We start from the raw sequence: 23,892 nt of genomic DNA on the forward strand, positions 1-23,892 counted from the left end.
CCAGGCCTCCTGCCACCGTCAGACCGTGTAGTCCGCCTTCTCTCCCACCGTGTGGACGCGGATGGAGTTGGTGGAGCCAGGCGTGCCCGGAGGCATGCCAGCCACGATGACGACGACGTCGCCGGGGTTGGCCAGGTGCTTCTCCTGAAGGATCTCGTCTACCTGGGCGACCATCTCGTCAGTGTGGCGCACCTCAGGGACACGGTAGGTGGTCACGCCCCACGTGACCGACAGCTGGTTGCGGGTGGAGTCCAGGGGGGTAAAGGCCAGCAACGGGATCGGGGAGCGCAGCCGGGACAGGCGCCGTGCCGTGTCACCGGAGTGGGTGAAGGTCACCATGCAGGACACGTCGAGCTGCTCGCTCATCTCGGCGGCGGCACGGGTGAGAGCACCGCCACGTGTCTGCGGGTAGGAGCCGAGCTCAGCGATACGCTCCCCGCCGTTCTCCTCGACGTTCTCGATGATGCTGGCCATCGTGCGCACCGCCTCAATGGGGTAGGCGCCCACAGAGGTCTCTCCGGAGAGCATGACCGCATCGGCACCGTCGAGGATCGCGTTGGCGCAGTCAGAGGCCTCGGCCCGGGTGGGACGCGGGTTCTGGATCATGGACTCCAGCACCTGCGTCGCTACGATCACCGGCTTGGCCTGGCGCCTCGCGAGCTCGATGGCGCGCTTCTGGACCAACGGCACCGCCTCCAGGGGCATCTCCACACCCAGGTCGCCGCGGGCCACCATGATGCCGTCAAAAGCGGAGACGATCTCGAAGAGGTTCTCCACCGCCTGAGGCTTCTCGATCTTGGCGATGACGGGGATGCGCACGCCAACCTCGTCCATGATCTCGTGGACGTCCTCGATGTCGGCCGCGTTGCGCACGAAGGACAGGGCGATGAGATCGGCACCGATCCCCAGCGCCCAGCGCAGGTCGTCGCGGTCCTTCTCGCTCAGTGCGGGCACGGATACCGCCACGCCAGGCAGGTTAATGCCCTTGTTGTTGGACACGTAGCCGGGGACCTCGACCTTGGTGACCACGTCGGTGTCCGTCACGGACACGACGCGCACGGCGACGTTCCCGTCGTCTATGAGGAGTCGGTCGCCGGGGCGGCAGTCCCCGGGCAGACCCTTGAAGGTGGTGGAGCACCGCTTGACCGTACCGAGTACCTCCTCGGTGGTGATGGTGAACTCGTCCCCCTTGTTGAGCATGACCTTCTGGTCGTTGACGAACTTGCCCAGACGAATCTTGGGCCCCTGGAGGTCCACCAGGATCGCCACGGCCCGCCCCGAGGCCCGCGCGGCGTCACGCACACGGTCAATGACCTCCTCCTGGTCCTCCGCCCGACCGTGGGAGCGGTTGATACGTGCCACGTTCATGCCGGCGTCCACGAGCGCCTGCACCTGTTCGGGAGAGTCCGTGGCGGGGCCGAGGGTACATACGGTCTTGGCTCTGCGCATGGGCCAATCCTACCGGGCCGCCACCGGGACGGCACCGTCTTAGGACGCGCTGCTGACGTCGCTGTCCCCTGGTGCCGGTTCTCCCTCACCCGCGGCCCGCCCGGAGTCCTCCCGGGGCACGGCCTGAGGCACGGCGTAGACCGCGTCACTCGGCGTCCTGCGCGAGGTCAGGACGAGTCCCGCTGCGCCCAGGACGAAGACCACCAGGCAGGTCCACACGTTGAGCCGCAGGCCCAGGACCGTCTGGGCCTCGTCGATACGCAGCATCTCGATCCACACCCGGCCCGAGGTGTAGACCATGAGGTAGGCCCACATGAGCCGCCCCCCAGCAGCAGTCCCACGAGCCGCCAGCCGGTGGCCCAGCCACACCAGGAGCACCGCCCCGGCAAGGTTCCACAGGGCCTCGTAGAGGAAGGTCGGGTGAAAAAGGGTACCGGAGGGGTAGCCGGGGGGAAGGTGGGCGTCGTCGATCTCCAGGCCCCACGGCAGGGTGGTGGGAGAGCCGAAGAGCTCCTGGTTGAACCAGTTGCCCAGCCGTCCGACAGCCTGGGCCACCAGCAGGGCCGGGGCGAGCGCGTCAGCGAAGGGAGCCAGGCGCAGGCCCCGTCGGCGCACCATCCAGGCAGCCGCCGCCGCACCCGCCGCGACACCGCCCCAGATGCCCAGGCCACCCTGCCAGACCTGCGGGATGAGCCGGAGGTCCCCGCCAGGGCCAAAGTAGGCCTGCGGGGAGGACACAACGTGGTACAGGCGGGCGCCCAGCACGCCTGCCGGGACAGCGAGGACAGCGACGTCCAGCACGACCTCCCCGGGGCCGCCCCGTGCCCGGTAGCGCCGGTCCCCCCACCACACAGCGATGACGACGCCGACCAGGATGCACAGAGCGTAGGCGCGCAGGGGCAGCGGTCCCAGGTGCCACACGCTGGAAGAAGGGCTGGGGATGGAGGCCGGGGCCGCTACGACAGGGTCGCGGGGCACAGGGACGTGGGCCAGGCCGGGGATCAGAAGGTGCACTCAGGGAGCCTCTCGGTGGACGGCGTGAAGGAGGGAGGGATGAGCGCCAGCGGCCACCAGCTCGGCCACCAGCTGCTGAGGATCAGTCGCCTGCATGACCGCCTCGCCGAGCACAACCACGTCCGCCCCGCTGCGAGCGCAGTCCATGACGTCGTGGGGCGTACGCACGCCCCCGCAGGCGATCCGGATGACCTCGGGAGACAGGACCTCGGCGACCTGCTCGAAGCGGGTGCGGTCAGTAGCCAGGGTCTGCAGGTCGAGGGCGTCCACGGCGACCACCAGGCTCCCCAGCTCCATGGCGGTCAGTGCCTCGCGCCGGGTACGGACCTTGATGACGGCGGTCATCCCCAGCGAATGGGTACGCTCCACCAGGGCCTCCAGGACCAGGGGGCTGAGACGGGCGTCAAGCGCCACCAGGTCCGCCCCGTGGGCACGGGCCTCGTGTACCTGGTAGGGAGTGACGATGATGTCGTTGACCAGGACAGGCAGATCGACTGCGGCACGGACGTCGTCAAGGTCGCGCAGGGACCCGTAGGAGGCGGTGGGCCCGGTGACCACGCAGATGCAGGCGGCGCCACCAGCGGCATAGAACCGGGCCAGGACACCCGGGTCCCCGGTACCGGAGAGGTCGGCAAAGGTGGCCGTGGAGCGCCTGACCTCGGCAATGACCGTCACGGCGCGGCCAGCCACCCGCATCGCGGTGCGGGCGTCAATCGCCCCGGGAACGGTGCGGGAGAGCTCCTTGACGGCCTCCAGCGGGACCTGGCGCTCCCGCTCCTCCACGGCCCGGCGCGCCTCGACCGCACGCTGCTCGAAGTGACCGAACACTGCCTCCGTACACCTCCTTTACAGCACTCACGATCCAGGGCAGGACCTCACAGGACTCCTAGGTCGCCTGCATCATCGTCCCCGGGAGCGCGCCCGAGAGCAAATCCTCATCGAATCTTCCCAGGGCCTGGACACCGCTGGCCGGTGGGAGGCGGCGTCGGCACGAGTACCAGGGGCAGCATCCGGGTAGCAGCAGACACCTGGGTCTGCGTCCTGCTGAGGTGTGGACACGTCAGGACCTGCTGCCTGTCACGACGCCGCTACGACCATGTCGCAGGGTCGTCGGCCAGCACCTCAGCCCTGGTCAGCCCCAGCCCGGCCCTCCCCCGGCGATCCGGGCTCCTCATGGGCGCCAGGGTGCAGGGCGGCGCCGACGACCGCACCCAGGTCGCCGCCAGCCATGAAGCAACTACGACGCCCAGTGTGGCAGGCGGCGCCCACCTGGTCCACCGTGACCAGCAGCGCGTCCCCGTCGCAGTCCAGGGCCACCGACCTCACGTACTGGACGTGGCCGGAGGTGTCCCCCTTGCGCCAGTACTCCTGGCGGGATCGTGACCAGAAGGTGACGCGCCCCTGCCTCAGGGTGCGGTCCAGGGCCTCGTCGTCCATCCAGCCGACCATGAGAACCTCCCCGGTGTCGTGCTGCTGGACTACGGCGCACACGAGCCCGGCAGGGTCCCGCCTGAGCCGGGAGGCAATGTCAGGACGCAGAGTCACTGTCGTATCCTCTCACCTCAGCCCAGCACCCCCGGCCCCAGGCTCGGTCCCAGGTAGGCCCACAGCCCGGGCAGGTTACGCACCACCGCGAACAGGACCGCAGCGAGGCTGTAGGCCAGCATCTCGCCCGAGGAGGCCAGGAGGCGGCTCCTGCCCGAGCACCTGGCCACGAGCCAACGCACGAGGGCCAGGACGATGAGGACCTCGGTGGCCACGGCGAAGGGGTTGTAGGACAGGGCTCCGGAGAGGTCTGCGGACAGCAGCTCGCGCGTGGCCCGGGTCCCCCCGCACAGGGGGCACCACAGGCCGGTGGTGCGGTGGAGCATACACAGGTCCGGCCCGTCCATCTCCTCGGCAGGCCTGCCCAACGAGGTCATGAGGACAATGACGGAGGGCAGCGCGGGCACCGCCGCCAGCACGCCCAGGACAACCAGACCGGGGCCGCGCCACGGCCCGGCCCCACGAGCCGGGGCAGCGGCGCCGGAGGCGGCCGTCTCAGCCAGAGCGGACCGCCCCCAGGCGTCTGGACCGCCACTACGGGCGCGGCGGCGCACAAGGACCGGCAGAGGACTCACGTCACTGCAGGCTGTCGAGCTGGTCCATCATCTCGGCGTATCCACCTGACAGGGCCCAGACAATATTGCCGACAAGAACGATCACAGAGATGACGAGGCCGGCGATGGACATCCCCCTGTTAGTCGCCCGGCCCTGGTTGGCCGCAACGATGCCGAGGATACCAAAGACGATCGACACCAGGCCCGTGATCCCGCAGCAGATCGAGGCGAGCCCCAGGCCGAGCGACCAGCCCCCCATCCAGTTGCTCTCCGTCGGGTTCGGCCGCGCCCCGTACGCTCCGTAGCCTGCTGGGTACGCCCCGGGCTGCTGGCCGGGGTAGCCGCCGGGCTGGGCAGGGTAGCCCCCCGGCTGCTGACCAGCAGGGTAGCCGCCGGGCTGGTTCGGGTCATAGGTGCTCACGATGACAGACTCCTCAGGTCACTCGTCACTGCTGCCGGATAGAGCCACCAGGCACTCCCAGCCAGCGCCCGCCACGTGGCAGGGCGGTGCGAGGCTACACGACCCGTGACTGCCTCGCAGCGCTTCGGTAACCGAAGCTCAGTTTGAGCTGCTTCCTCGGACCACCTCGTCAGGCTAGTTTCCTCGGGCACTTCATCAGGCCTCACCCGGCTCTGTCAGGCCTCTTCGTCGCAGCGCTCTCCTCGGATCGTCCCACCGCCCCGCAGCCGACTGTGCGACTGTGCCCCGTCAGCGCACCGGGTGCCCTGCCTCGCGCAGCGCCTCCTTGGCCTGAGCCACAGTCATGGCCCCGTAATGGAAGACAGAAGCGGCCAGGACGGCATCCGCGCCGTGGTCGGCCGCCTCGGCGAAGTCCTCGGGCTTGCCCGCACCTCCCGAGGCGATCAGCGGAACCGTGATCTCACGGCGCACGGCGTCGATCATCTCCGTGTCGAATCCGTCAGCGACACCATCAGCATCCATCGAGTTCAGGAGGACCTCCCCCACACCTAGCCCGACTGCGCGCACCGCCCAGGCCACGGCGTCGATACCGGTGGAGCGGGTCCCTCCGTGAGTGGTCACCTCGTAGCCGGAGTCGGTAGACGCGCCCTGCGGGCAGCGGCGCGCGTCGAGAGAGAGCACCAGGACCTGGCTGCCGAAGCGCTGAGCCACCTCGGCCAGCAGCTCGCTGCGCGCCACGGCCGCCGTACTGACGCTGATCTTGTCCGCTCCTGCCCGCAGCAGCCGGTCCACGTCCTCGACACTACGCACCCCGCCCCCGACGGTGAGCGGGACAAACACCTGCTCAGCCGTGCGCGAGACTACCTCCACCATCGTGGCTCGCCCCTCCGCAGAGGCCGAGACGTCCAGGAAGGTGATCTCGTCAGCGCCCTGGAGGTCGTAGCGCGAGGCCAGCTCCACGGGGTCACCCGCATCGCGCAGGCCCTGGAAGTTGACCCCCTTGACCACGCGTCCGTCCTTGACGTCGAGACAGGGAATGACTCGAACGGCAACACACATGGCTCTCTCCTCCGTAGCCCGTCCCGCCTAGCCCTGTCGGGCCGAGGCGGAGGACGGGGAACCTGCTGTGGCAGCTGGTGCTGCGCCTGACGCCGCCGTCGGTGCGGCGGCTGGTGTGGCGGCCGGTGACGGCGTTGGCACGGCACTGGCTCCCGCCCCGCCAGGGGCCTCCTGGCCGGAGGCTGCGCTGTCCTTGATCGCCAGGACGTCAATAACGGCGACGACGGCGTCCTCCCCCCGGGCCAGCTCGGGGGGCAGTGCCATGACCACGCGCGAGCCGACCGTGACGTCGGCCAGCAGCTGGGAGATCCCCGCCATGGTGTCCGTCATATCGATCACGCGGGGGAGGACGGCGTCACCGTAGGTCGACTCCGTGACGTCCTTACCGGTGGACCAGCTCACGATGGAGTACCTGGCCACGACGCGGTCCGTCGGCCCCACCTGCCGTCCCCCGCCCCGGACCAGGGTGGAGGCTGCCGCGCTCGTAGGGGCGGGGAGGTCATCGACCGAGACGGACACGGTACCGTTGTCCTCCACCGTGACAGCGGGCATGTTATCGGCTGCCGTCTGCTCCTCCCCCGTGGCAGTGGTGGGCAGGATGTCCACGACGGTGATCTCCGTGGTCCTGGTGCCGTCCTCCTCCTGCGCGGGCGCGCGCAGGACGACGCGCGAGCCCTCTGTCCTGCCGCGGAGGGCGGCGTCCATGTCCTGGCCCACCTCCTCGGTGAGCCTGCCCGTGTACAGGTAGGTCCCTGAGTCCGTCCCGGTGGTGTTGGAGCCGTCGATCCCGGAGAAGGTGGACACCGAGAGCATGACCGGCTCGTCCTCAGCGACAGCGCGGCCCGTCCCCTCCACCAGGACGTCAGTCACCAGGGAGGAGGGAGCGGCCAGGACCCCCTTGACCGACACCACCGGCACGGTCCCCTGCCTTCCCGCGATCTCCGCCACCGTGCTCAGCTCGGCGTCGCCAGGCAGGACCGTCTCCACGGCACCGGCGGAGCTGGAGGCCCCCTGCCCGCCCAGGCCCAGGTGGGTCACCGCCAGCGGGATCAGAACCATGGCGGCCACCACCAGACCTCCCAGGGCCAGGGCAGCCAGCCCCCGGGGACGCCGCCCCAGTGCCGCACCCAGCACCCGCTGGGGGCCGGTGGCCGGGGCAGGCTCGGCCGCTACCGCGTTCTCAGAGTTCTCAGAGTCCTCTGGGTCAGCAGCGCTTCCGGGCTCGGCGCCGCGATCGCGCACGCCCGGCTCCGCAGGGTGAACAGCGGCTGCCGGAGCCAGAGGAGCAGAGTCGGCACCGGGAGGAGTGGCGGCCGCAGGGGCAGGTGTGGACAGCGCGACCGAGGTTCCTCCCCGTCGAGGTGTCCCCGCCCTCCGACGAGCGTCCAGGGAGCGCCTGGCCCCCTGAGCGGGGGAACCCCCCTGGCTGGGAGAAGCAGACCGCTCCGGAGGGGCCGATCGAGGAGCAGCAGGGACCGACCCGGTGACGACCTGGTCAAAGGAGGTGGTCTGAGCAGCCCACCGATCCGTGGAGGCCCGGGGCGGCGACACAGGCGCTGCGGGAGCCGTCACAGAAGCAGGTCGGTTGGGAACTGAGTCAGCTCGGTCGGGGAGGGAGCCAGTCCCGGGTGCCTGCCCCGACTGCCGCGCACGCTCCGCCTCCTGGGCGCGCTCACGCTCACGACGCTGACGGCGGGTCAGCGTCGTGCCGCCCCCAGGGCGCGGCGTGCTCGGTGTGCTCATAGGTTCTCCTGGTTATGACGGCTCAGACTCCGGCGGAAAGCCTGCCGGAACGAGACTCCATCTCCGCCATAAGGGCATCCACCCGCTCGTCAGCCGAGGCAAAGGGATCACGTAACGAGATCACCGGCAGGCTACCGTCGTCAAGTCTGAGACTGACCCAGTCTACGGTGAGATCCTGCCGTGTGTCCTCAGCCAGCGCCACCGCCCGGCCCCTTAGGTGCGCCCGCGTAGTCGCCGGAGGCGTGTCCACTGCCGCCTGGCAGGCCTCCCGGTCCACGTAGCACCGGAGTGCCCCGGAGGCCTCCAGCCGGTCACGAAGCCCCGCGGTGGCAGAGACGTCGTGGTAGGCCAGGGCCAGGCGAGCCGCACGCGGGTCACTCAGGTCGGTGCCCAGGCGCTCGGTGAGACGCGTGAGCAGCCTGAGCTTGGCAGCCCAGTCCAGCTCATCAGCCACGAGGTCAGGGTCCCCGGCGGCGACAGCCTGCAGCCCCCGTTCCCACAGGTCCAGGGCGGCTGCCTGCAGTCCGGTGAGGTCACGGTGGTACTGCACGTGGGAGCGCACACGGCGAAGGTGCTCCTCCTGCACCTCGCGCGCCGTGATGGTGCCTCCCATGTCTCGCTCCAGCAGTGCTCCCCCAGTCAGGTCCCGGCAGGTGTCGCGCACGGCCCTCACCGGGTCTGCCAGGGCCAGGTCGGACAGGTCCCCCCCGGATTCCAGGTAGTCCAGAAGGAGGTCCACGGAGGCGACCTTGAGCAGCGTGGAGCCCTGCGCGATGTTGGAGTCCCCCACGATCACGTGCACGCGACGGTAGTCCTCGGCGCGCGCCAGGGGCTCGTCCCGGGTGTTCACCATGGGGCGGGCGCGGGTGGTGGCAGACGACACCGTCTCCCACACCTGGTCAGCCCGCTGGGAGAGGACGTAGCGTGCTGGGGCACCGCCAGCAGCAGGCAGGATGTGCCCGGAGCCCACCAGCAGCTGCCGGGTCACCAGGTGCGGGACCAGGGCGCGAACCTCGTCAAGAAAGCTGGACCGACGGTGCACCAGGTAGTTCTCGTGGCAGCCGAACCCGTTGCCCCGGGTGTCACTGTTGGTCTTCAGCAGGTGGACACGCCCGTCAACGCCGGCCCGGCTCAGGCGCGAGGTGGCCTGGTCCGCCAGGTCGGCCATGACCAGCTCGCCGGCACGGTCCTGGGCCAGCAGGTCCTCCAGCCGATCGCACTCCGCGGTGGCGTACTCGGGATGGGAGCCCACGTCAAGGTAGAGACGCCCCCCGGAGCGGGTAAACACGTTGGAGGAGCGCCCGCGCTGGACCACCGGCTCAAAGAGCTCGCGGGCAGCCTGGTCGGCGTCCAGGGGAGGCGGGCCCCCGCGGGTGGAGGCGCAGGTGACGCCGAACTCGGTCTCGATCCCGAAGACGCGACGGGCCGGGGGGCGGGCGCCCCTCATCCCTACTGGCCCCCTTTCTGCACAAAGCCCTGGACAAAGGCGGCCGCGTTGGTCTCGATGACGGAGTCGATCTCGTCCAGGATCTCATCGACACCGGTGACCTGGGCCTGGGTACCGACGGTACGCGGACCTGCCTGCGCCTGCGGGTCCCCTAGGACCTCGGCTGTCCCGACCTGCTGGTGGACGGTGTGCGACGATGTCATGTGCCTGTCTCCTCCCCGTGACGGATGCGGCCCCTGCCTGGAGGAGGCTCCTCCTCCAGGCAGCGGGCGCCTGCCTGCTCCCAGTCTCCCCCAGGAGCCACCTCCTCTCCAACGGCCTGGAGAATGGCAAGGGTCTCACCGTCGTCGGCGCGCACGCCGCCGGGAAGGTCCAGCCGAAGAAGGCCCTCGCGTCCCGGCAGGTCCAGGACCAGGCACGTCCAGGACGCTGCCACCACCTGCGGGTAGCGGGCGACAGCCAGCCCACGGGCCTGTGCCCTGGTCCCTCGGGGCGGAGCGTCCGCCGCCGCCGCCACCTCCTCGGCGGAGGCCAGCCTGTGCACGCGGCCGGCAGCGTCCAGCCGGTCCACCACGGAGCGGCCCTGGCGCAGGTCCGCCCACTGGATGTCCAGTGCAGCCAGCCGCGGGTCCTCCCAGCCGCAGCCGTGGCGCCGACGCAGCGCCTGACACAGCTCCAGCTTGGCGACCCACTCCACCAGGGACGCCGCACTACCGCTGCGGTCGCGTGCCCACCGGCGCAGGGCCGCCAGGACCTCCGCCCACATGTCGAGCGCCTCCACGGTCTGTCGGCCGACGGACCCGGCGTCACAGCCCCCGAGATCCTCAGTCAGGGCCTGCCTGACAGCATCCAGGTAGTCTCCCTGGATGTCCAGCGCGGTCATGAGTCCACCTCGCGTGCGCAGCCTGTGGGTCAGCGAGGTGTCGTGGGAGAAGGCCCAGTGCTCCTCCACAGGGTCTCCGACCAGCTGGAGGTCGGCCAGGCGGCCCAGGCCCTGGCCGAGCCGGGTCTGTCGCTCCAGCAGCCACAGCACCAGGCTGGTGGTCGCCACCTTGAGGTAGACGGGTACGTCAAAGCGGTTGGCGTCCCCGTTGATGACGTGCAGACGGCGGAAGCGCTGCGCGTCGGCGTGGGGCTCGTCGCGGGTGTTGACGATGGGGCGGCTGAAGGTAGTCTGCAGGCCGTGGACAGACTCCACGTAGTCGGCACGCTGGCTGACCTGGAACCCCGGCACCTCGCTGCGCTGGCCGATTCCCACGCGCCCGGCGCCTGCGTAGACAGGGCGGGTGACGAGAAAGGGGACGAGGGCTGCCGCCAGGTCTGCGAACGGAACCTCACGGGAGACCAGGTAGCTCTCGTGCGAGCCGTAGGAGGCGCCTTTCCCGTCCACGTTGTTCTTGTACAGGACGACCTCCCCGCCTGCCTGCCTGGTCTTTGCCGACAGCACCGTAGCCTGCCCAGGTGCCCCGGAGGGTCCGGGCGGCTCCGGACCTGTCCGGACCAGCGTCTCCATGGCACGCTGGGCGACGACCTCCCCGGCACGATCCCATACCACAGCCTGGCGGGGGGTCAGGACCTCCGGGGAAGAGTACTCGGGGTGGGCGTGGTCGACGTAGAAGCGGGCGCCGTTGGACAGGACCAGGTTCGTCGCCGCTGGCAGCGTGGCCATCTGGGCGCTGGGCCGGGGTCGGCTGCTCCAGGTTCCACGCACAGGCTGCCCCTGGCCCTCCTCTCCCCTGGTCCGAGCACCTCCGGGCTCTCCTACAGGGGCCGGGCCACGCTCTCCCGACGGCGCGGGATGAGACGGGTCGTCAGTCAGCTGGCTGGGGTGCGCCCAAGCCCGGTCCAGGCGCCCTCCCCGCAGGTCGGCCAGAGGGTCCTCCCCCTCGTAGTCCCAGCGCACAGGCGGGGCGGCGGCCCCGTCAGCACCGACCAGGCCGCGACGGGACGAGGCGGCGTAGGCCTGGACCACCCTAGTTGCCACCGCGACAGGGTGGGTCCGTGGAGCGCCGGGGCACAGAGCACCGTACTCCGTCTCCAGGCCGACCGGACGCTCCACCGGCTCCGGCGCCCCGTCCTGGTCCTCCCGGTCCTGCGGCTGCGGCGCCCCAGGCGCAGGGTCAGTCGCTGACGCTGGTCTCACAACCAGCCTCCGTCCTGGTCCCCGGCACCCGGTCCTGGTAGTCCTGGAGTCTCTGGCCGTCCAGACGGCCCCCCGACGTCACGGCCGCTGCCACGTGAGCCCCTGGCCAGGCCTGTGCACGGGTCCTGACCCCCGCCCCGAGACCACCGGGGGCGGGGGCAGAGGGTATCAGCCTACGCACGTGACGGATTCCCCGTCCGTCACGGTCCACGAGGCGCTCCCACTCCTGCGGGCTGGTCGCCGCACCGGTCGTCTCCTCACTGTGACGTGCCTGCAGCGAGACAGCCTCCAACAGGCGTTGCGTGCTCAACCCCCCTTGGCCGCCAGCAAGCTCGTCCTTGACGGCTGCCGTCTTGGCGCCAGCCACGACGGCAGCCAGCATGGCCCCGCTGGCAAGGTCTGCCAGGTGGAGGGTGCGGGTGGTGGCGTCAGCGTAGGTGACTTCCAGGACCGCAGTTGCCGGGGTGCGCGCGTAGAGGGCGGCGACGGTGGCACGGCGCATCGCGGCAGCCGCCGCCTCCCTGTCACCGCCGTGCGCAGCCACCTCTGCCGGGGCCAGGGGCAGGTCACTGGTCAGGTGCCGGGCCAGGATGTCCTGAGCACCTGCGGCGTCAGGACGGTCGATACGGACCCGCACGTCAAGACGACCGGGCCGCAGCACCGCAGGGTCGATCAGGTCCTCCCGGTTGGTGGCACCGATAACCACCACGTTGCCCAGCGGCTCCACGCCGTCGATCTCCGCCAGAACCTGGGGGACGACAGTAGACTCCACGTCGCTGGACACGCCCGTGCCCCGAGTGCGCAGAAGCGCCTCCATCTCGTCAAAGAAGACCACCACGGGCCGGTCCTCGGCGGCCACACGACGGGCCTGCTCAAAGATAGCCCGGACCTGGCGCTCGGTCTCCCCCACGAACTTGGTGAGCAGCTCCGGCCCCTTGACGCTGAGGAAGGCGGCCCCGGCCTGCCCGCCCCTACCGGAACGGGAGCCGACCAAGGAGGTGGCGACCGCCTTGGCGAGGAGGGTCTTGCCGCACCCGGGCGGCCCGTACAGGAGCACCCCCCGGGGGGCGCGCAGTCCGTAGGCGCGGTAGAGGCCGGGACTGGTGAAAGGAAGCTCCAGAGCATCGCGGACCTGCTCGATCTGGGGACCTAGACCGCCGATATCCTCCCACGAGACGTCCGGGACCTCGGACACGACGAGCTGCGCGACGCCGGTGCGCTCCACTACGGCGGTGGCCACCTCGGCACGAGGGTCGGCTGCCAGGGTGTCCCCGGTACGCAGGCGCTCAGTATCCAGGTGGTCAGCCAGGGCCAGGACGCGGCTGGCCCCGCTGCCAGTCGTCACCAGGACCCGGGTGGCGTCAAGCACCTCGTCGAGGGTGACGGCCTCGCCGGTGGTGGGTGCTGGGAGGGTACCCACCACGAGCATCTGGTCGTTGACAGCTGCCAGGCGGCCTACCTGGAGCTCCTCAGGGGCGAGCCCGGGGTGGGCGGCCAGCCCCATGGGTCTGCCCCCCAGGTAGACCAGGACCTGCCGGGAGGGGGTCTGGGTGCCCTCATCCGCTGACGCCCCCGCCGGTGCCTGCTCGTGCGCCGCCCAGGGCACGGGGGCCGCTGGTGGGAAGACCTCGACGACAAGCCCCAGTGTCACCGCAGGGCGTGTGACCGCGTCCAGCTGGGCGCCCAGCTCGGTGATGCGCTCACGGGCTGCGGCCAGCGCCGCGACGAGCCTGTCGTTCTTGGCTGCCAGGCTCACGGCCTCGGCCCGCGCCTCGCGCAGCTGGTGGCTGGTGAAGTCGGGGACGCCAGGCTGGTCCTGGGCCTGGGGACTGTTGGAACTGACCACGGACCCTCCCTCCGCCTGCTGGGAACCCGGGCGCTCAGCAGCGGGGCCGCTCCTGCTCATGCGCCTGCTCCGTGCGGGTCCGGCACCGGCCGCGAGGACAGGCAGTGCCGCGAGGGTGGCTCAGCACCGTGCACGTCGTCGTCCCCGGCAGCGCCGGGCTGGACCGGGGTGGCGTCTAGGGGCTGCCTGGCTCGGGCGTCACGCAGGACGCGGCGGACCTTCTTGTCCGTACTCGTACGCTCCCCTATGTCCTGGGCCACCCAGTACCCGCCCTCGTCATAGGCGCCACGCGCTGGCGGCCGCTTGCGGGTGAGGGGACGGTTGCCCGCAGCCAGACGCCTCGCTGACACCAGGAAGCCGGTGTGGGCCACCATACGGTGGTCGGGCCGTACCGCCAGGCCGTCCACGTTCCAGGTACGCACCATCGACTCCCAGGAGACCGGCTCGGTGAAAAGCCCGCTGTGGCGCAGGGCCTCGACGGTGCGGGAGAGCTGGGTGACAGTGGCGACGTAGGTCACAAGGACCCCCCCTGGGACCAGGGCCGTGGCTACCGCCTCGGTGTTCTCCCAGGGAGCGAGCATGTCGAGGACCACCCGGTCGGCGGTGGCCGGGGTCACGTGGGCGGCGACGACGTCGGCGAAGTCGCCGGTGCGCAGCTCCCAGGCAGGGTGATGCCCACCAAACCAGGAGTCGACGTTGGAGGCGGCGATAGCCGCAAAGTCCTCCCGGCGCTCGACGGACAGCACGTGCCCCTGGGGGCCGACGGCACGTAGCAGGCTCATGGTCAGCGCGCCCGAGCCCACTCCGGCCTCCAGCACGCGGGCCCCGGGGAAGATGTCGCCCAGAGCGACGACCTGGGCGGCGTCCTTGGCGTAGACCACCTGCGCCCCCCGCGGCATGGACAGGACGTAGTCGGCTAGCAGGGGCCGCAGCAGGAGCAGCTCGTGCCCGGTAGCGGTGACGATGACAGAGCCCTCCTCCAGACCGACCACCTCCCGGTGGTGAAAGGACCCGCGCACGGACTGGAAGTAGCCGCGGGGGTCCAGGACGAAGGTGTGCTGACGACCCTTGGAGTCGGTGACCTGCACCCGGTCACCGTAGTGGAAGGGTCCTCGCCGTCCGGCCTGGTCCAGCACCTCCTGGGTCGGGTGACGTGGCAGGGAGGCGCTGGCAGCGGCTGCCGGGGGCGTCAGGGGCTGCGAAGAGGGGGCCTGCGGGCCTCCCTCAGCCTGGTCGGTCCCGGGACGACGCTCGCGGGACCGATCCTTTCGGAGCCGTGGTGAGGGGGCACAGCGGCTTGCCGGGGCACCCGGAGCAGGGTCGCCCGGGGACCCGGGACCACGGAGGCTGGGGCTGCTGTCTGTCATCACCAGGAAGTCTATGACCTCCGCCCCGGTGCACCCGACGACGACGGGACGGGTGGTGGCACGTGGGGGACAACGCGTCACCGTGCTCGCGCCTACACCGCTCAGGCCTCCGGCAGATGTCTCCTCTGGGTGGTACGCCCTACGACCGTGTAGGCAGCCCAGGCTCCTGTGACACCCACAACCATGACTACCACCATCGGCACAGCCGTGTCGCTGCCGCCTGAGCTGGCAAGCGGGGCGGCGGTCGCGTTGGCCACGGCCTGCGCCAGGCCCAGCAGGGCGTTGGCAGCCCCCGCGACATGGCGAACCTCCCCCAGCGCCAGGGCGCTGGAGTTGCCGAAGACGAAGGCCTGGGCGGACATCACCATCAGAAACCCTGCGCACAACGGGACCAGTGCCACGTCAAGAAGGACGACGCTGACCGCCACGACTATGACTCCCACCGCCGAGACGGACAGCCCCAGGGCGACGAGCCGGTGGGGCCTGACCCGGGTGACAAGGTTGGCGTTGACCACCGACAGGAGCATCTGGCTGCCCGCGGTGCTGGCGAAGAAGAGGGAGAAGGCCATGGGGCTGAGCCCCGTGATCCCCTGGAGGATGAAGGACGAGGAGGAGATGTAGGCGAACATGGCAAAGCCGGAGAAGGCAGAGGTGAGCATGTACCCGACGAACCGTCGCCGGGCCACCAGCGCACGCACCCCGGAGACCAGGCGCCTGGTTCCTCCGGACTGGCGCCTGTGCGGGGGCAGGGTCTCAGGCACCAGGAGCGCTGCCGTCGCGGTCATGAGCAGGCCGAAGCCCATCAGGCACCAGAAGACGGCACGCCACGTGCCCACGGTCAGTACCGCGCCCCCGGCCACGGGAGCCACCATGGGTGCCAGGGCGCTGACAGCCATGAGGATCGACATGAAGCGGGCGAGCATGTCCCCGTGGGCGACGTCGACGAGGACCGACCGTCCCACCACTGCGGCGGCACCGCCACCAAGCCCCTGGAGCAGGCGCCCCAGGACGAGCACAGTGATGTTCGGCGCCAGGGCGCACACGACGGCGCCGACGGTGCACACAAGCCCGCCAGCCACCATGGGCAGGCGACGTCCCCGCTGGTCGGACACCGGCCCGCCGACAAGCTGACCCAGGGCCATACCGACAAAGAAGGCGGTCAGCGTCAGGCCCACGCTGGTCGCCGACGTGTGCAGGTCTGCTGTGACCTCCGGGAAGGCGGGACTGTACATGTCCGTCGCGAAGGGGGGCACAGCGTTCTGGACCGCCAAGGCCAGGAGGAGACCCGTTGAGGCGGCAGCGGGTCTGGAGGACAGCGAGGTCACACCTGATCCTTCCACGTCGATGTCACCGGGCCTTCACCAGGTGTGCCGGGCTGTCACCGAGCCCCGGTCGGGACCGCGCCGCTGATGGCGTCCGACTCCACCAGCACGAGCCACCGGGACACGGATCGGGCCGCCTGCATCGCCTCGGCAGCCTGCTGACCCGTCACGGCGGTGGTGAGGCAGGCAGGCGGCAGGACCGTACACACCTGGTCGGCGACGGCCTCCGCCCCACTCCCCTCGGCCTGCAGGCCGACCTGGGCCAGCGTAGCGGTGTCGATGCCGCCCACCAGCCGCGGCCCGTCGGCGACGATTACCAGGTCCACCCGCTCCAGCAGGGACCTGACCTGCGGTACCGGGGTGTCACGGCCCGTGACGGCCACCGGGCGGGCCAGGGTCCGCAGGTCGAGGGAGGCCGCCGCACGCGAGCCACGGCCGAGCCCCAGAACCCGCCAGCTGGTGGCGCCGACGGACCAGCCCACCAGCGCCACCAGGACCAGGGTGGTAGCACCGGGACGCAGGCCGTAGACAACTAGTGGCCGCAGGACCCACCACCACGCCGCTGCCGCGACGACGAGCAGACCTCCCCAGGCGGCGGTCCTGCGCCCCAGGTCCTGGTTGCCGGTCAGCTGGGCGAGGAGGGCCGCCAGGGCGTGGCCGCCGTCCAGGGGCAGGCCCGGGAGCGCGTTGAAGACCGCCAGGGCGAGGTTGACCCACGTCAGGGCCCAGGCGGTCGCATAGACCGGGAGCGCCCACTGCCCATCCGCCTCCCAGACAAGCCGCTGGACCTGGGTCCCTCCTGCCCACAGGAGCAGGTTGGCAGCAGGACCGGACAGAGAGGTTAACGCGTCCTTCCACGGCGCCCAGGCACTGGCGGCCCGCCCGAAGCTGGTACGTCCTCCCCACAGGTAGAGCTCGTAGCGCACGGGTCTGCAGCCCAGCAGCGTCCCGGTCAGGCCGTGGGCGAGCTCATGGAGGAGGACGCTGAGGGCCACGCCTACGACGGTGGCGGCAACCACACCGACCACGACCGACGTGCCCAGGGCTCCCAGGGCACGGGAGACTGAGGGGTACCAGCCGACGGCGACCAGGAGCCCCAGCAGCAGGGAGCTGGCAGACACAACCACCGGCGCCCCGCCGACGCGCCCCAGGACCCACTCGCCGGACCGTCCCGACCGTGCCGGGGGCAAGGTGGAGGAGAAAGGCATGCGCCAGAGCCTACGTCAGCCTGTGTCGGCTCTGCGTGGCACCGCCCGCAGGGGCCGCCCACTGCAGCCGGCCGTCAGGGACACTGTCCACAGGCCCGTGCACCCAAGCGGCTTTCACCCGCTGACAGCGGTAGCGTCACCCCATGACCCAGCTGCCCCAGCCGGCCCAGCCGCAACAGCCACGCAACCAGCCGGAGGGTAGGTCGCGCCCGCCACATCCCGCCACGTCACCGGGAGAGACCGTCCGCGCCCTTTCGCAGACGCAGCGGGCAGGGCAGGCCCACGGCTGGGATCGCAGACGGGCCGCTCTGTCTCCGTCCCGGGCCAAGGACTTCCTCCAGTGCCCGCTCCTGTTCCGGCTTCGTACGGTAGACCGCTTGCCTGAGCCCGGGTCGCTGGCGACCCACAAGGGAACCGTGGTGCACAGCGTGCTGGAGCGTCTCTATGACCTTCCTGCCACCGAGCGCACCGCGCAGGCGGCGGTGGCGATGCTTCCCGGCCAGTGGGAGGCCCACCGGGAGAAGAACCCGGCCGTCATGGAGCTGTTCACTGATGCCGCACAGGTGGAGAAGTGGCTGGAGGAGGTCCAGGACCTGGTCCGCGCCTACTTCTCCCTGGAGGACCCCACCCGTCTAGAGCCTGCCGAGCGCGAGCTCCTGGTCCAGGTCGAGACCTCCGACGGCCTGCTTCTGCGTGGCTTCGTGGACCGTCTCGACGTCGCCCCCGACGGCGCCATGCGGGTGGTGGACTACAAGACCGGCCGCAGCCCGCACCCCCGCTACATAGAGGACGCCCTGTTCCAGATGCGCTTCTACGGGCTGGTGCTGTGGCGGCTGCGGGGCCGGGTCCCGGCCCGCCTTCAGCTCGTCTACCTCAGGGACGGGCGCACCCTTACCCACGACCCCCGCCCAGGCGAGCTAGAGTCTGCAGAGATCAGGCTCACACAGATGTGGCATGAGATCGAGGACTGCGCCCGGGCAGGAGAGTTCAGGCCGCGCCGCTCGCGTCTGTGCGACTGGTGCTCCTTTCAGCCCCAGTGCCCCCTTTTCGGGGGCACCACTCCCTCAATCCCGGACGACGGCCTGGCCCGCCTCCTTACCGCGCGCCGACCTGCCAGCTGAGGGCGGACCCCCGTCTGCCAGTCGCAGCAGCCCCGTCAGCCCCCTACGGCCGTCCCACAATCCGGACAATCTACACGTCCCCGACCCAGGCCTTGCCAGAGTCTCGCCGTGACCGCTAGTGTTCCTGGCAAGCGGCCTCTTCCGGCCGCGTCCCCGTCTCGTAAAGCTAGCCAGTAGGACTAGCAGGACCGGAGCAGCCCATGAACGCCAGCCAGGCCCCCACCTGCCGTACCGCACCGCGCGGGACCCGGCTGTGTATGTCCCTGGCCTGGACGCGCTGAGGCAGGCTGCTCGCGGCAACGTTCCCTCATCTCAGCAGCCTTTCCCTTGAGGGCCGCCCGTCCCGTAGCGGTACAGGTGCCCCACGTCCCGGCCAGGACACGTACAGGGCCTCGTCGCCCGTTCCCACTCCTTCCCGCCTCCACCTGCGGACCTGGCAGTGGCGTGCCTCCATCGTCTTGGGGCGCCACTGAATAGGACTCGCCCCTCACCAACCCCGACCCGCGCACCTTTGAGCGCCATCACGGTGGTGCGGGCCGGTCTCGCCTCCCCTGCCCACGGCTGCTGCACGAGTACGGCCCACCTGCGGATCGCCCCACAGCCCGCAGCCGCACACAGACACATCGATAGACATACCAAGACATACGCTTAAGGACACTCCATGATTATCACCGGACTTGCCGTGGGCGCTGCCCTCGGCTTCATCCTCCAGCGCGGCCGGTTCTGCATCACCGGCGCGTTCAGGGACCTGTGGGTCTCCCGCTCCTGGCGCTGGTTCACTGCCTTCCTCCTGGCCGTAGCCGTCCAGTCCGTCGGCGTGGCCGCTCTGACCGGCCTGGGAGCTATCAACCCGGAGGTCCCCCGGCTCTCCGTCGTGGCCACCGTGGCCGGGTCCTTTATCTTCGGCACCGGGATCGTCCTGGCCGGGGGCTGCGCCACCGGGACCTACTACCGGGCCGGGGAGGGACTGGTCGGCTCCTGGTTCGCGCTGGTCGCCTACGCGGTGACCGCAGCCGCCTCCAAGAACGGCATCCTGGCCGGAACCACAGAGTGGGTCAAGGGCCTGTGGGTCACCGAGCTGACGACGCTGCCCGCCACCATCGGCGTCCCCGACTGGGCAGGAGTAGTCATCCTGGTTGGCCTCACTGCCGCCCTGGTGCACCGCAGGGTCGTCGCCTCTCGGGGCCTGGGACCACAGGTCGGGCTGCCCGCCCAGCGCCGGGGCCTGGCCCACCTCCTCCTGGAGAGGTCCTGGAACCCGCTGGTGACCGGGGCCCTGGTCGGTGCCGTGGCAATCCTCGCCTGGCCCCTGTCCTGGGCGTCCGGACGTGAGGACGGGCTGGGTATCACCACACCCTCGTCGAACCTGGTGGGGCTTGTCGTCACCGGGGACACCGAGTACCTGGACTGGGGTGTGCTGCTGGTCCTGGGCATCCTCCTGGGCTCTTACCTAGCGGCCAAGGCCTCCGGCGAGTTCCGCGTGCGTGTACCCTCCGCCAGCGTCATCCAGCGCTCCATCGGGGGCGGCGTCCTCATGGGCGTGGGAGCAGCCTGGGCAGGCGGGTGCTCCATCGGTAACGCCCTGGTCCAGACCTCCCTGCTGTCGTGGCAGGGCTGGATGGCACTGACCTTCCAGGTGCTCGGGGTCGGCGCCGCCGCCTGGGCCACCATCATCCGTCCCCGCCAGCGTCGCCGCGCAGCCAGGGCAGCTGGATCTAGCGCAACCACGCAGCCCGCTGCCGCCACGGTCAGGTGAGGTGGCAGCCGGGCAGGCGGCGAAGAAGAGAGAAGAGGAGTGAGGAGCGGTCCCCGCCGCCGGACGGCAGCCGTAGCACCCTCACCATGAGGTCGGCACCTGCCAGGAAGACACCTGCCACAAGCACGTACCCACACAGTACAGAAAAGCACAAAGCACAGAGAGGACATCCTCATGCGTACCGTCCTGGAGACCACCGGCCAGGTGTGCCCGTTCCCCGTCCTGGAGGCAGAGGAGGCCATGGCTGAGCTCGACCCGGGGGACGAGCTGGTCATCAACTTTGACTGCACCCAGGGAACCCAGTCGCTGCCTGCCTGGGCCTCTGACAACGGCTACGAGGTCACCGAGTTCCTCAAGACCGGTGACGCTGCCTGGTCCATCACCGTGCGCCGGTAGTTCCCACCCGAGTCGTGCCCCGTCGCCAGCCTCGCCGCCCACGTGGCCACCGGGGCTGGCGACGGGTGCAGCGCTTCCGGGCCGGGATCCTCGGCCAACGCTGGTACAGGCGCCCGCAACCTGGGTGCCGGCAACCAGGGGGTCGCAGGAACTACTACGGTTGTCCCATGGAGCACAGGAAGCTTGGCCGGACCGGACTGCGGGTCTCGTCAGTGGGTCTGGGCACCCTGACCTGGGGCCGTGACACCGACGAGCTGGAGGCCAGGGAGCAGCTGGACGTGTTCCTCGACGCCGGGGGCACCGTGCTCGACACTGCGGCCTCCTACTGCGAGGGAGCCTCTGAGGAGGTGGTCGGAACCCTTCTGCGTGAGCACGTGCTCCGCCAGGACGTGGTCCTGGTCTCCAAGGCCGGAGTGCGCACGTGGCGCACCGGAGAGCGTCCTAGCGCGGCCGACGCCTCCCGCGGGACCCTCCTGGACACCCTGGACGCGTCTCTGGAGCGTCTGGGAACCGACCACCTGGACCTGTGGCTGGTCCAGGTCCCAGACCCCACCACCCCGCTGGAGGAGACCGCCCACGCCCTGCGTACCGCAGTGGCCTCGGGACGCTCACGCTACGTGGGTCTGTCCAACCACCCCGCCTGGGCTACCGTACGCGTCAGTGACCTCCTCAGCGAGGGCATCCAGGGGCCAGGGCTGGCTGCCGTAGAGGTGGAGCACTCCCTGTTCGCCCGAGGTGTGGAGCGCGAGCTCATTCCTGCTGCGGGCGCACTAGGCTTTGGCGTGATCGGGTACGCCCCGCTGGGACGGGGAGTCCTCACCGGCAAGTACCGCTCCTCCACTCCCCCAGACTCCCGGGCCGCATCCCCCCACCTGCGCTCCTACGTGGCACCCTACCTGGCAGAGCACCACCGCGGAGTCGGTGAGGCGGTTGCCACCGCAGCAGCAGGCCTGGACCGCAAGCCGGTCGAGGTGGCTCTGGCCTGGGCCCGCGACGCCCCCGGAGTCGCCTGCACCATCCTGGGGGCACGTACCCCTTCCCAGCTGCAGGGCGCGCTCGCGGCAGAGGACCTGCACCTGCCTGTACAGATCCGCCACGCCCTGGACGAGGTAACCGCACCGGTCCTGGGCTATCCCGAGCGGTTCTGAGACCGGGCCGGGGCTGCCTGGGGCTACTGCGAGGCTGGCTGAGGCGAGGCTGGCTGAGGTAAGAGACGGCGGCACAAGGGCTCAGACCTCGCTCTGCGTCTCCAGGTCCTCCTCGCCGTAGTCGTCAAGATCGTCGTCATACGTACCGTTCTCCGAGTCGTCCTCCTCATAGTCCTCGTCCTCGGAGTCCTCGGAATCAAGGTCGTCGTAGTCGTCGTCATCCTGCTCGTCGTCATCACCGTCGTAGGCGTCGAAGGGCAGCTCGATCCCGAAGGCGGTGAAAAGGGCGTCGTCGTAGGTGAAGAAAGCCTCCTGGAGCGTGCTCTCGGCAGCGACCACGGCCGGCGAGAGCTCGTCACCGGTAGCGGCAGCATCCAGGTGCGCCTCGAAAGCGGCAATGAGTCGGTTGAGTGCGGACCGCGGGTCGTTCGTCATGTGGCATAGACTACCTGCTCTAGGCGGCCTGGCGCACTGGGAACCGGCCCCCCGCGTCGCTCAGCCGTTAGCCCCGAGCTCCTCACGGACAAACCCCAGGAAAAGATCCTCCCCCTTCATGCGGCTAGTCTCCTCGGGTCCCACCACGACACGCACACCGTCGCGCAGGACCTGAGAGGCACCTCCGTCAGGACCCAGCGGCAGGACGGTCATCTGGGTGCCTGGGGCATAGGTGGCTGAAGGCTGCCTGCCCGCGATGACGTCAGAGATGTTGCGAGCGACCACCTGGGCGTGGTCACGCGCCGCCTGGGCGCGCTTGGACTCACGCACGTCAGTGATGTCTCCGATAGCCCACACCCCGGGGTGGTCAAGCACCCGTAGGTGGCTGTCGACGCGAATGGTCCCGTCGTAGCGGCGGATGTCGTCGTAGTCCTCGCCGAGGAAGCCCGTGGCAGCCGCGGAGCCGTAGGCGCGGAACCACATGTCGGCCTCGATACGACGCCCGGCCCTGGTGTCCACCCGGAACGGGGAGAGGACCCCCACGTCAACCGGTGGCAGGTAGCCGAGGGTGTCACCGGTGACGACCTCGACACCGCGCTGGGCCAGCTGGGCGGAGATGGACTGCCGCAGCTCGGGCCTGCAGTCGTCGGAGGGGAGGATCTGGTCGGCCGCCTCCACCAGAGTGACCTTGATGTCGGGAAAGGCGGAGGTGATCTCCCCCGCCAGCTCGATACCGACCCCTCCGGCCCCAAGGATAAGCACCCGCGCTGCCTGCTCCAGGTTGGTCCGTACCCGCTCGATGCGGGCCTTGGCGATGACCGAGGAGGACTCCATGTGCTTGGCGGGGAACGGGTAGGCCGTCCCCGTAGCCAGGACGAGGTGGTCGGCCTCCACCGGCCCCTCGCCGGAGACCTCCACCGTGGTCCCCCGCACCGCCAGGGCCGTACCGTGGACGACCCGCCCATGTACCAGGAGGTTGTCGTAGGGGATGAAGATCTTGTCGGCCCACTCCCGGTCCACGGCGGCCCTCAGAGCCGCGGCGTGGTTGACGAAGGTGTCCTTCTGCTCCACGAGAGTGACCTCAGCGACGTCATCAAGCGCCTTGGCGACCGTGATGCCACCGTATCCCCCTCCGACAACAGTGACGCGAGCCATGTGTGCTCCTTCCGGTCAGGCAGGTGGTTGCTGACGGCCGTACGGCGGGCTCGTCCCCGTCACCACGGTCCGCCCGCCGTCGCCATGGACACATCCTGCCACGAGCTGGTCACCCGGTGAAGTCGTTGGGGAGAGGAGGACGCCGGAGGGACAGGCATGGCCCGGAACCCCGACCAGACGTCCGGGCGCACGACAGGACCGCTCCCCCTGGTCCCGGCCCTACAAGCCCTCACCTGCCACCATGCGGATGATGAGGCTCATGGTCTCCTCGTCCTGCAGGTCTACGCCCGGCGAGTCGTCAGCACGGCTGAGCCACCAGCCGTCGACAGCGAGGAGTCCCACGCGCTGGATCGGCGTGAGGGTGCTGACGTCACCCACCCACTCGCTGTACAGGGTGTCCCAGGCCGCAGCCAGCTGGGCCGCCCTCGAGACCGGCGACATCACGAAGGACAACTCTCCACGCTGGATCTCGCCCTCCAGAATGCTGCGAGCCAGCGCCTGGAGGCGCTCAGCCTGGCTCGCCTGCCCTAGAGGTTTCCCCAGGGCGAGGCGGGCAGCAGCCTGCCAGTGCTCCAGCAGCATCGAGGCGATCCCGGCCGCGAGGTCGTCCTTGGTGGGAAAGTGGTAGACAACCCCCCCGCGGGTAACCCCCACACGCTCGGCCAGCGCCTCGAACGTCAGGGCGTCGAAGCCCTCCTCGTGGGTGATCTCCAGGGCACGTTCCATGATGAGGGCACGTCTGGACTGCTTCATGACCTTATGA

23 protein-coding genes are annotated in these 23,892 nt (G+C 70.1%); 4 read left to right on the forward strand and 19 right to left on the reverse strand.

The genetic code is table 11. The features are described 5' to 3' along the window. Window positions 1-18: 18 nt before the first annotated feature. The 15 genes from pyk to D4740_RS01380 form a co-directional block, all read right to left on the reverse strand. Window positions 19-1,449: a pyruvate kinase gene (gene pyk, locus D4740_RS01310; RefSeq protein WP_119835118.1), complete on the reverse strand. Its 1,431-nt coding sequence runs from the start codon at window positions 1,447-1,449 to the stop codon at window positions 19-21. A 39-nt stretch (window positions 1,450-1,488) separates the two neighbouring features. Beyond that, window positions 1,489-2,454, reverse strand: coding sequence for a prolipoprotein diacylglyceryl transferase (gene lgt, locus D4740_RS01315; protein ID WP_396027214.1), 966 nt, complete (start codon window positions 2,452-2,454; stop codon window positions 1,489-1,491). Between the two features lie 9 nt (window positions 2,455-2,463). Further along, window positions 2,464-3,291, reverse strand: a complete 828-nt coding sequence (locus tag D4740_RS01320) for an indole-3-glycerol-phosphate synthase (protein ID WP_119835119.1) — start codon at window positions 3,289-3,291, stop codon at window positions 2,464-2,466. Between the two features lie 294 nt (window positions 3,292-3,585). Beyond that, complete coding sequence (hisI, locus tag D4740_RS01325) at window positions 3,586-4,008, reverse strand: phosphoribosyl-AMP cyclohydrolase (RefSeq protein ID WP_119835120.1); 423 nt, start codon at window positions 4,006-4,008, stop codon at window positions 3,586-3,588. A gap of 17 nt (window positions 4,009-4,025) precedes the next feature. Further along, window positions 4,026-4,583: a DUF2752 domain-containing protein gene (locus tag D4740_RS13070; RefSeq protein WP_259390578.1), complete on the reverse strand. Its 558-nt coding sequence runs from the start codon at window positions 4,581-4,583 to the stop codon at window positions 4,026-4,028. 1 nt (window position 4,584) lies between these two features. Then, window positions 4,585-4,983 (reverse strand): hypothetical protein, encoded by a 399-nt coding sequence (locus D4740_RS01335; protein WP_119835121.1) that lies wholly within the window; start codon window positions 4,981-4,983, stop codon window positions 4,585-4,587. A 288-nt stretch (window positions 4,984-5,271) separates the two neighbouring features. Continuing rightward, window positions 5,272-6,042, reverse strand: a complete 771-nt coding sequence (gene hisF, locus D4740_RS01340; RefSeq protein ID WP_119835122.1) for an imidazole glycerol phosphate synthase subunit HisF — start codon at window positions 6,040-6,042, stop codon at window positions 5,272-5,274. Between the two features lie 27 nt (window positions 6,043-6,069). Beyond that, the gene (locus D4740_RS12790) at window positions 6,070-7,785 is read right to left on the reverse strand and encodes a hypothetical protein (RefSeq protein WP_182911298.1); all 1,716 of its coding nucleotides are present in this window, start codon (window positions 7,783-7,785) and stop codon (window positions 6,070-6,072) included. Window positions 7,786-7,807: 22 nt separating this feature from the next. Further along, window positions 7,808-9,232 (reverse strand): Pup--protein ligase, encoded by a 1,425-nt coding sequence (pafA, locus tag D4740_RS01350; RefSeq protein ID WP_119835123.1) that lies wholly within the window; start codon window positions 9,230-9,232, stop codon window positions 7,808-7,810. Between the two features lie 2 nt (window positions 9,233-9,234). Further along, window positions 9,235-9,435 carry a ubiquitin-like protein Pup gene (locus D4740_RS13075; protein WP_259390579.1) on the reverse strand — a complete coding sequence of 67 codons (201 nt, stop codon included), beginning with the start codon at window positions 9,433-9,435 and terminating at the stop codon, window positions 9,235-9,237. Then, window positions 9,432-11,291, reverse strand: coding sequence for a proteasome accessory factor PafA2 family protein (locus D4740_RS01360; protein WP_220475006.1), 1,860 nt, complete (start codon window positions 11,289-11,291; stop codon window positions 9,432-9,434). Before D4740_RS01360 ends, D4740_RS13075 begins: the two co-directional genes overlap by 4 nt. Window positions 11,292-11,352: 61 nt before the next feature. Next, on the reverse strand, window positions 11,353-13,281 hold the full coding sequence (arc, locus tag D4740_RS01365; protein ID WP_119835125.1) for a proteasome ATPase: 1,929 nt from the start codon (window positions 13,279-13,281) through the stop codon (window positions 11,353-11,355). Beyond that, on the reverse strand, window positions 13,278-14,588 hold the full coding sequence (locus tag D4740_RS01370; RefSeq protein WP_259390580.1) for a tRNA (adenine-N1)-methyltransferase: 1,311 nt from the start codon (window positions 14,586-14,588) through the stop codon (window positions 13,278-13,280). Before D4740_RS01370 ends, arc begins: the two co-directional genes overlap by 4 nt. A 101-nt stretch (window positions 14,589-14,689) precedes the next feature. Beyond that, window positions 14,690-15,913, reverse strand: coding sequence for a multidrug effflux MFS transporter (locus tag D4740_RS01375; RefSeq protein WP_119835126.1), 1,224 nt, complete (start codon window positions 15,911-15,913; stop codon window positions 14,690-14,692). Window positions 15,914-15,966: 53 nt separating this feature from the next. Continuing rightward, the gene (locus tag D4740_RS01380; RefSeq protein ID WP_119835127.1) at window positions 15,967-17,118 is read right to left on the reverse strand and encodes a site-2 protease family protein; all 1,152 of its coding nucleotides are present in this window, start codon (window positions 17,116-17,118) and stop codon (window positions 15,967-15,969) included. A gap of 350 nt (window positions 17,119-17,468) precedes the next feature. Here D4740_RS01380 and D4740_RS01385 point away from each other — a divergent pair, with 350 nt between their 5' ends. Further along, window positions 17,469-18,239, forward strand: coding sequence for a RecB family exonuclease (locus D4740_RS01385; protein ID WP_396027215.1), 771 nt, complete (start codon window positions 17,469-17,471; stop codon window positions 18,237-18,239). Window positions 18,240-18,900: 661 nt separating this feature from the next. Continuing rightward, window positions 18,901-19,995, forward strand: coding sequence for a YeeE/YedE family protein (locus tag D4740_RS01390; protein ID WP_119835128.1), 1,095 nt, complete (start codon window positions 18,901-18,903; stop codon window positions 19,993-19,995). Here the strand turns inward: D4740_RS01390 and D4740_RS13080 are convergent. Then, window positions 19,988-20,122, reverse strand: coding sequence for a hypothetical protein (locus tag D4740_RS13080; RefSeq protein WP_259390581.1), 135 nt, complete (start codon window positions 20,120-20,122; stop codon window positions 19,988-19,990). The genes D4740_RS01390 and D4740_RS13080 overlap by 8 nt on opposite strands. Before the next feature lie 47 nt (window positions 20,123-20,169). On the opposite strand from D4740_RS13080, the gene D4740_RS01395 reads away from it, so the two are divergent. Together D4740_RS01395 and D4740_RS01400 are read left to right on the forward strand one after the other, a co-directional pair. After that, window positions 20,170-20,391 carry a sulfurtransferase TusA family protein gene (locus D4740_RS01395; protein WP_119835129.1) on the forward strand — a complete coding sequence of 74 codons (222 nt, stop codon included), beginning with the start codon at window positions 20,170-20,172 and terminating at the stop codon, window positions 20,389-20,391. Between the two features lie 167 nt (window positions 20,392-20,558). After that, complete coding sequence (locus D4740_RS01400; RefSeq protein WP_119835130.1) at window positions 20,559-21,539, forward strand: aldo/keto reductase; 981 nt, start codon at window positions 20,559-20,561, stop codon at window positions 21,537-21,539. Window positions 21,540-21,620: 81 nt separating this feature from the next. Here D4740_RS01400 and D4740_RS01405 read toward each other — a convergent pair whose 3' ends face one another. The 3 genes from D4740_RS01405 to D4740_RS01415 form a co-directional block, all read right to left on the reverse strand. Further along, complete coding sequence (locus D4740_RS01405) at window positions 21,621-21,974, reverse strand: DNA primase (RefSeq protein ID WP_119835131.1); 354 nt, start codon at window positions 21,972-21,974, stop codon at window positions 21,621-21,623. A 60-nt stretch (window positions 21,975-22,034) separates the two neighbouring features. Beyond that, on the reverse strand, window positions 22,035-23,129 hold the full coding sequence (locus D4740_RS01410) for an NAD(P)/FAD-dependent oxidoreductase (RefSeq protein WP_119835132.1): 1,095 nt from the start codon (window positions 23,127-23,129) through the stop codon (window positions 22,035-22,037). 219 nt (window positions 23,130-23,348) lie between these two features. After that, window positions 23,349-23,882, reverse strand: coding sequence for a TetR/AcrR family transcriptional regulator (locus D4740_RS01415; protein ID WP_119835133.1), 534 nt, complete (start codon window positions 23,880-23,882; stop codon window positions 23,349-23,351). Between the last annotated feature and the right edge of the window lie 10 nt (window positions 23,883-23,892).

This window comes from Actinomyces sp. 2119 (genome assembly GCF_003591215.1).
GTDB lineage: Bacteria > Actinomycetota > Actinomycetes > Actinomycetales > Actinomycetaceae > Actinomyces > Actinomyces lilanjuaniae.

What these genes read in the sequence shown, in the direction of transcription:
- pyk (WP_119835118.1), bottom strand. Translation starts at nt 1,449, where the DNA reads ATGCGCAGAGCCAAGACCGTATGTACCCTCGGCCCCGCCACGGACTCT.
- hisF (WP_119835122.1), bottom strand. Translation starts at nt 6,042, where the DNA reads ATGTGTGTTGCCGTTCGAGTCATTCCCTGTCTCGACGTCAAGGACGGA.
- D4740_RS12790 (WP_182911298.1), bottom strand. Translation starts at nt 7,785, where the DNA reads ATGAGCACACCGAGCACGCCGCGCCCTGGGGGCGGCACGACGCTGACC.
- pafA (WP_119835123.1), bottom strand. Translation starts at nt 9,232, where the DNA reads ATGAGGGGCGCCCGCCCCCCGGCCCGTCGCGTCTTCGGGATCGAGACC.
- D4740_RS13075 (WP_259390579.1), bottom strand. Translation starts at nt 9,435, where the DNA reads ATGACATCGTCGCACACCGTCCACCAGCAGGTCGGGACAGCCGAGGTC.
- arc (WP_119835125.1), bottom strand. Translation starts at nt 13,281, where the DNA reads ATGAGCAGGAGCGGCCCCGCTGCTGAGCGCCCGGGTTCCCAGCAGGCG.
- D4740_RS01370 (WP_259390580.1), bottom strand. Translation starts at nt 14,588, where the DNA reads ATGACAGACAGCAGCCCCAGCCTCCGTGGTCCCGGGTCCCCGGGCGAC.
- D4740_RS01380 (WP_119835127.1), bottom strand. Translation starts at nt 17,118, where the DNA reads ATGCCTTTCTCCTCCACCTTGCCCCCGGCACGGTCGGGACGGTCCGGC.
- D4740_RS01390 (WP_119835128.1), top strand. Translation starts at nt 18,901, where the DNA reads ATGATTATCACCGGACTTGCCGTGGGCGCTGCCCTCGGCTTCATCCTC.
- D4740_RS01395 (WP_119835129.1), top strand. Translation starts at nt 20,170, where the DNA reads ATGCGTACCGTCCTGGAGACCACCGGCCAGGTGTGCCCGTTCCCCGTC.
- D4740_RS01400 (WP_119835130.1), top strand. Translation starts at nt 20,559, where the DNA reads ATGGAGCACAGGAAGCTTGGCCGGACCGGACTGCGGGTCTCGTCAGTG.
- D4740_RS01405 (WP_119835131.1), bottom strand. Translation starts at nt 21,974, where the DNA reads ATGACGAACGACCCGCGGTCCGCACTCAACCGACTCATTGCCGCTTTC.
- D4740_RS01410 (WP_119835132.1), bottom strand. Translation starts at nt 23,129, where the DNA reads ATGGCTCGCGTCACTGTTGTCGGAGGGGGATACGGTGGCATCACGGTC.
- D4740_RS01415 (WP_119835133.1), bottom strand. Translation starts at nt 23,882, where the DNA reads ATGAAGCAGTCCAGACGTGCCCTCATCATGGAACGTGCCCTGGAGATC.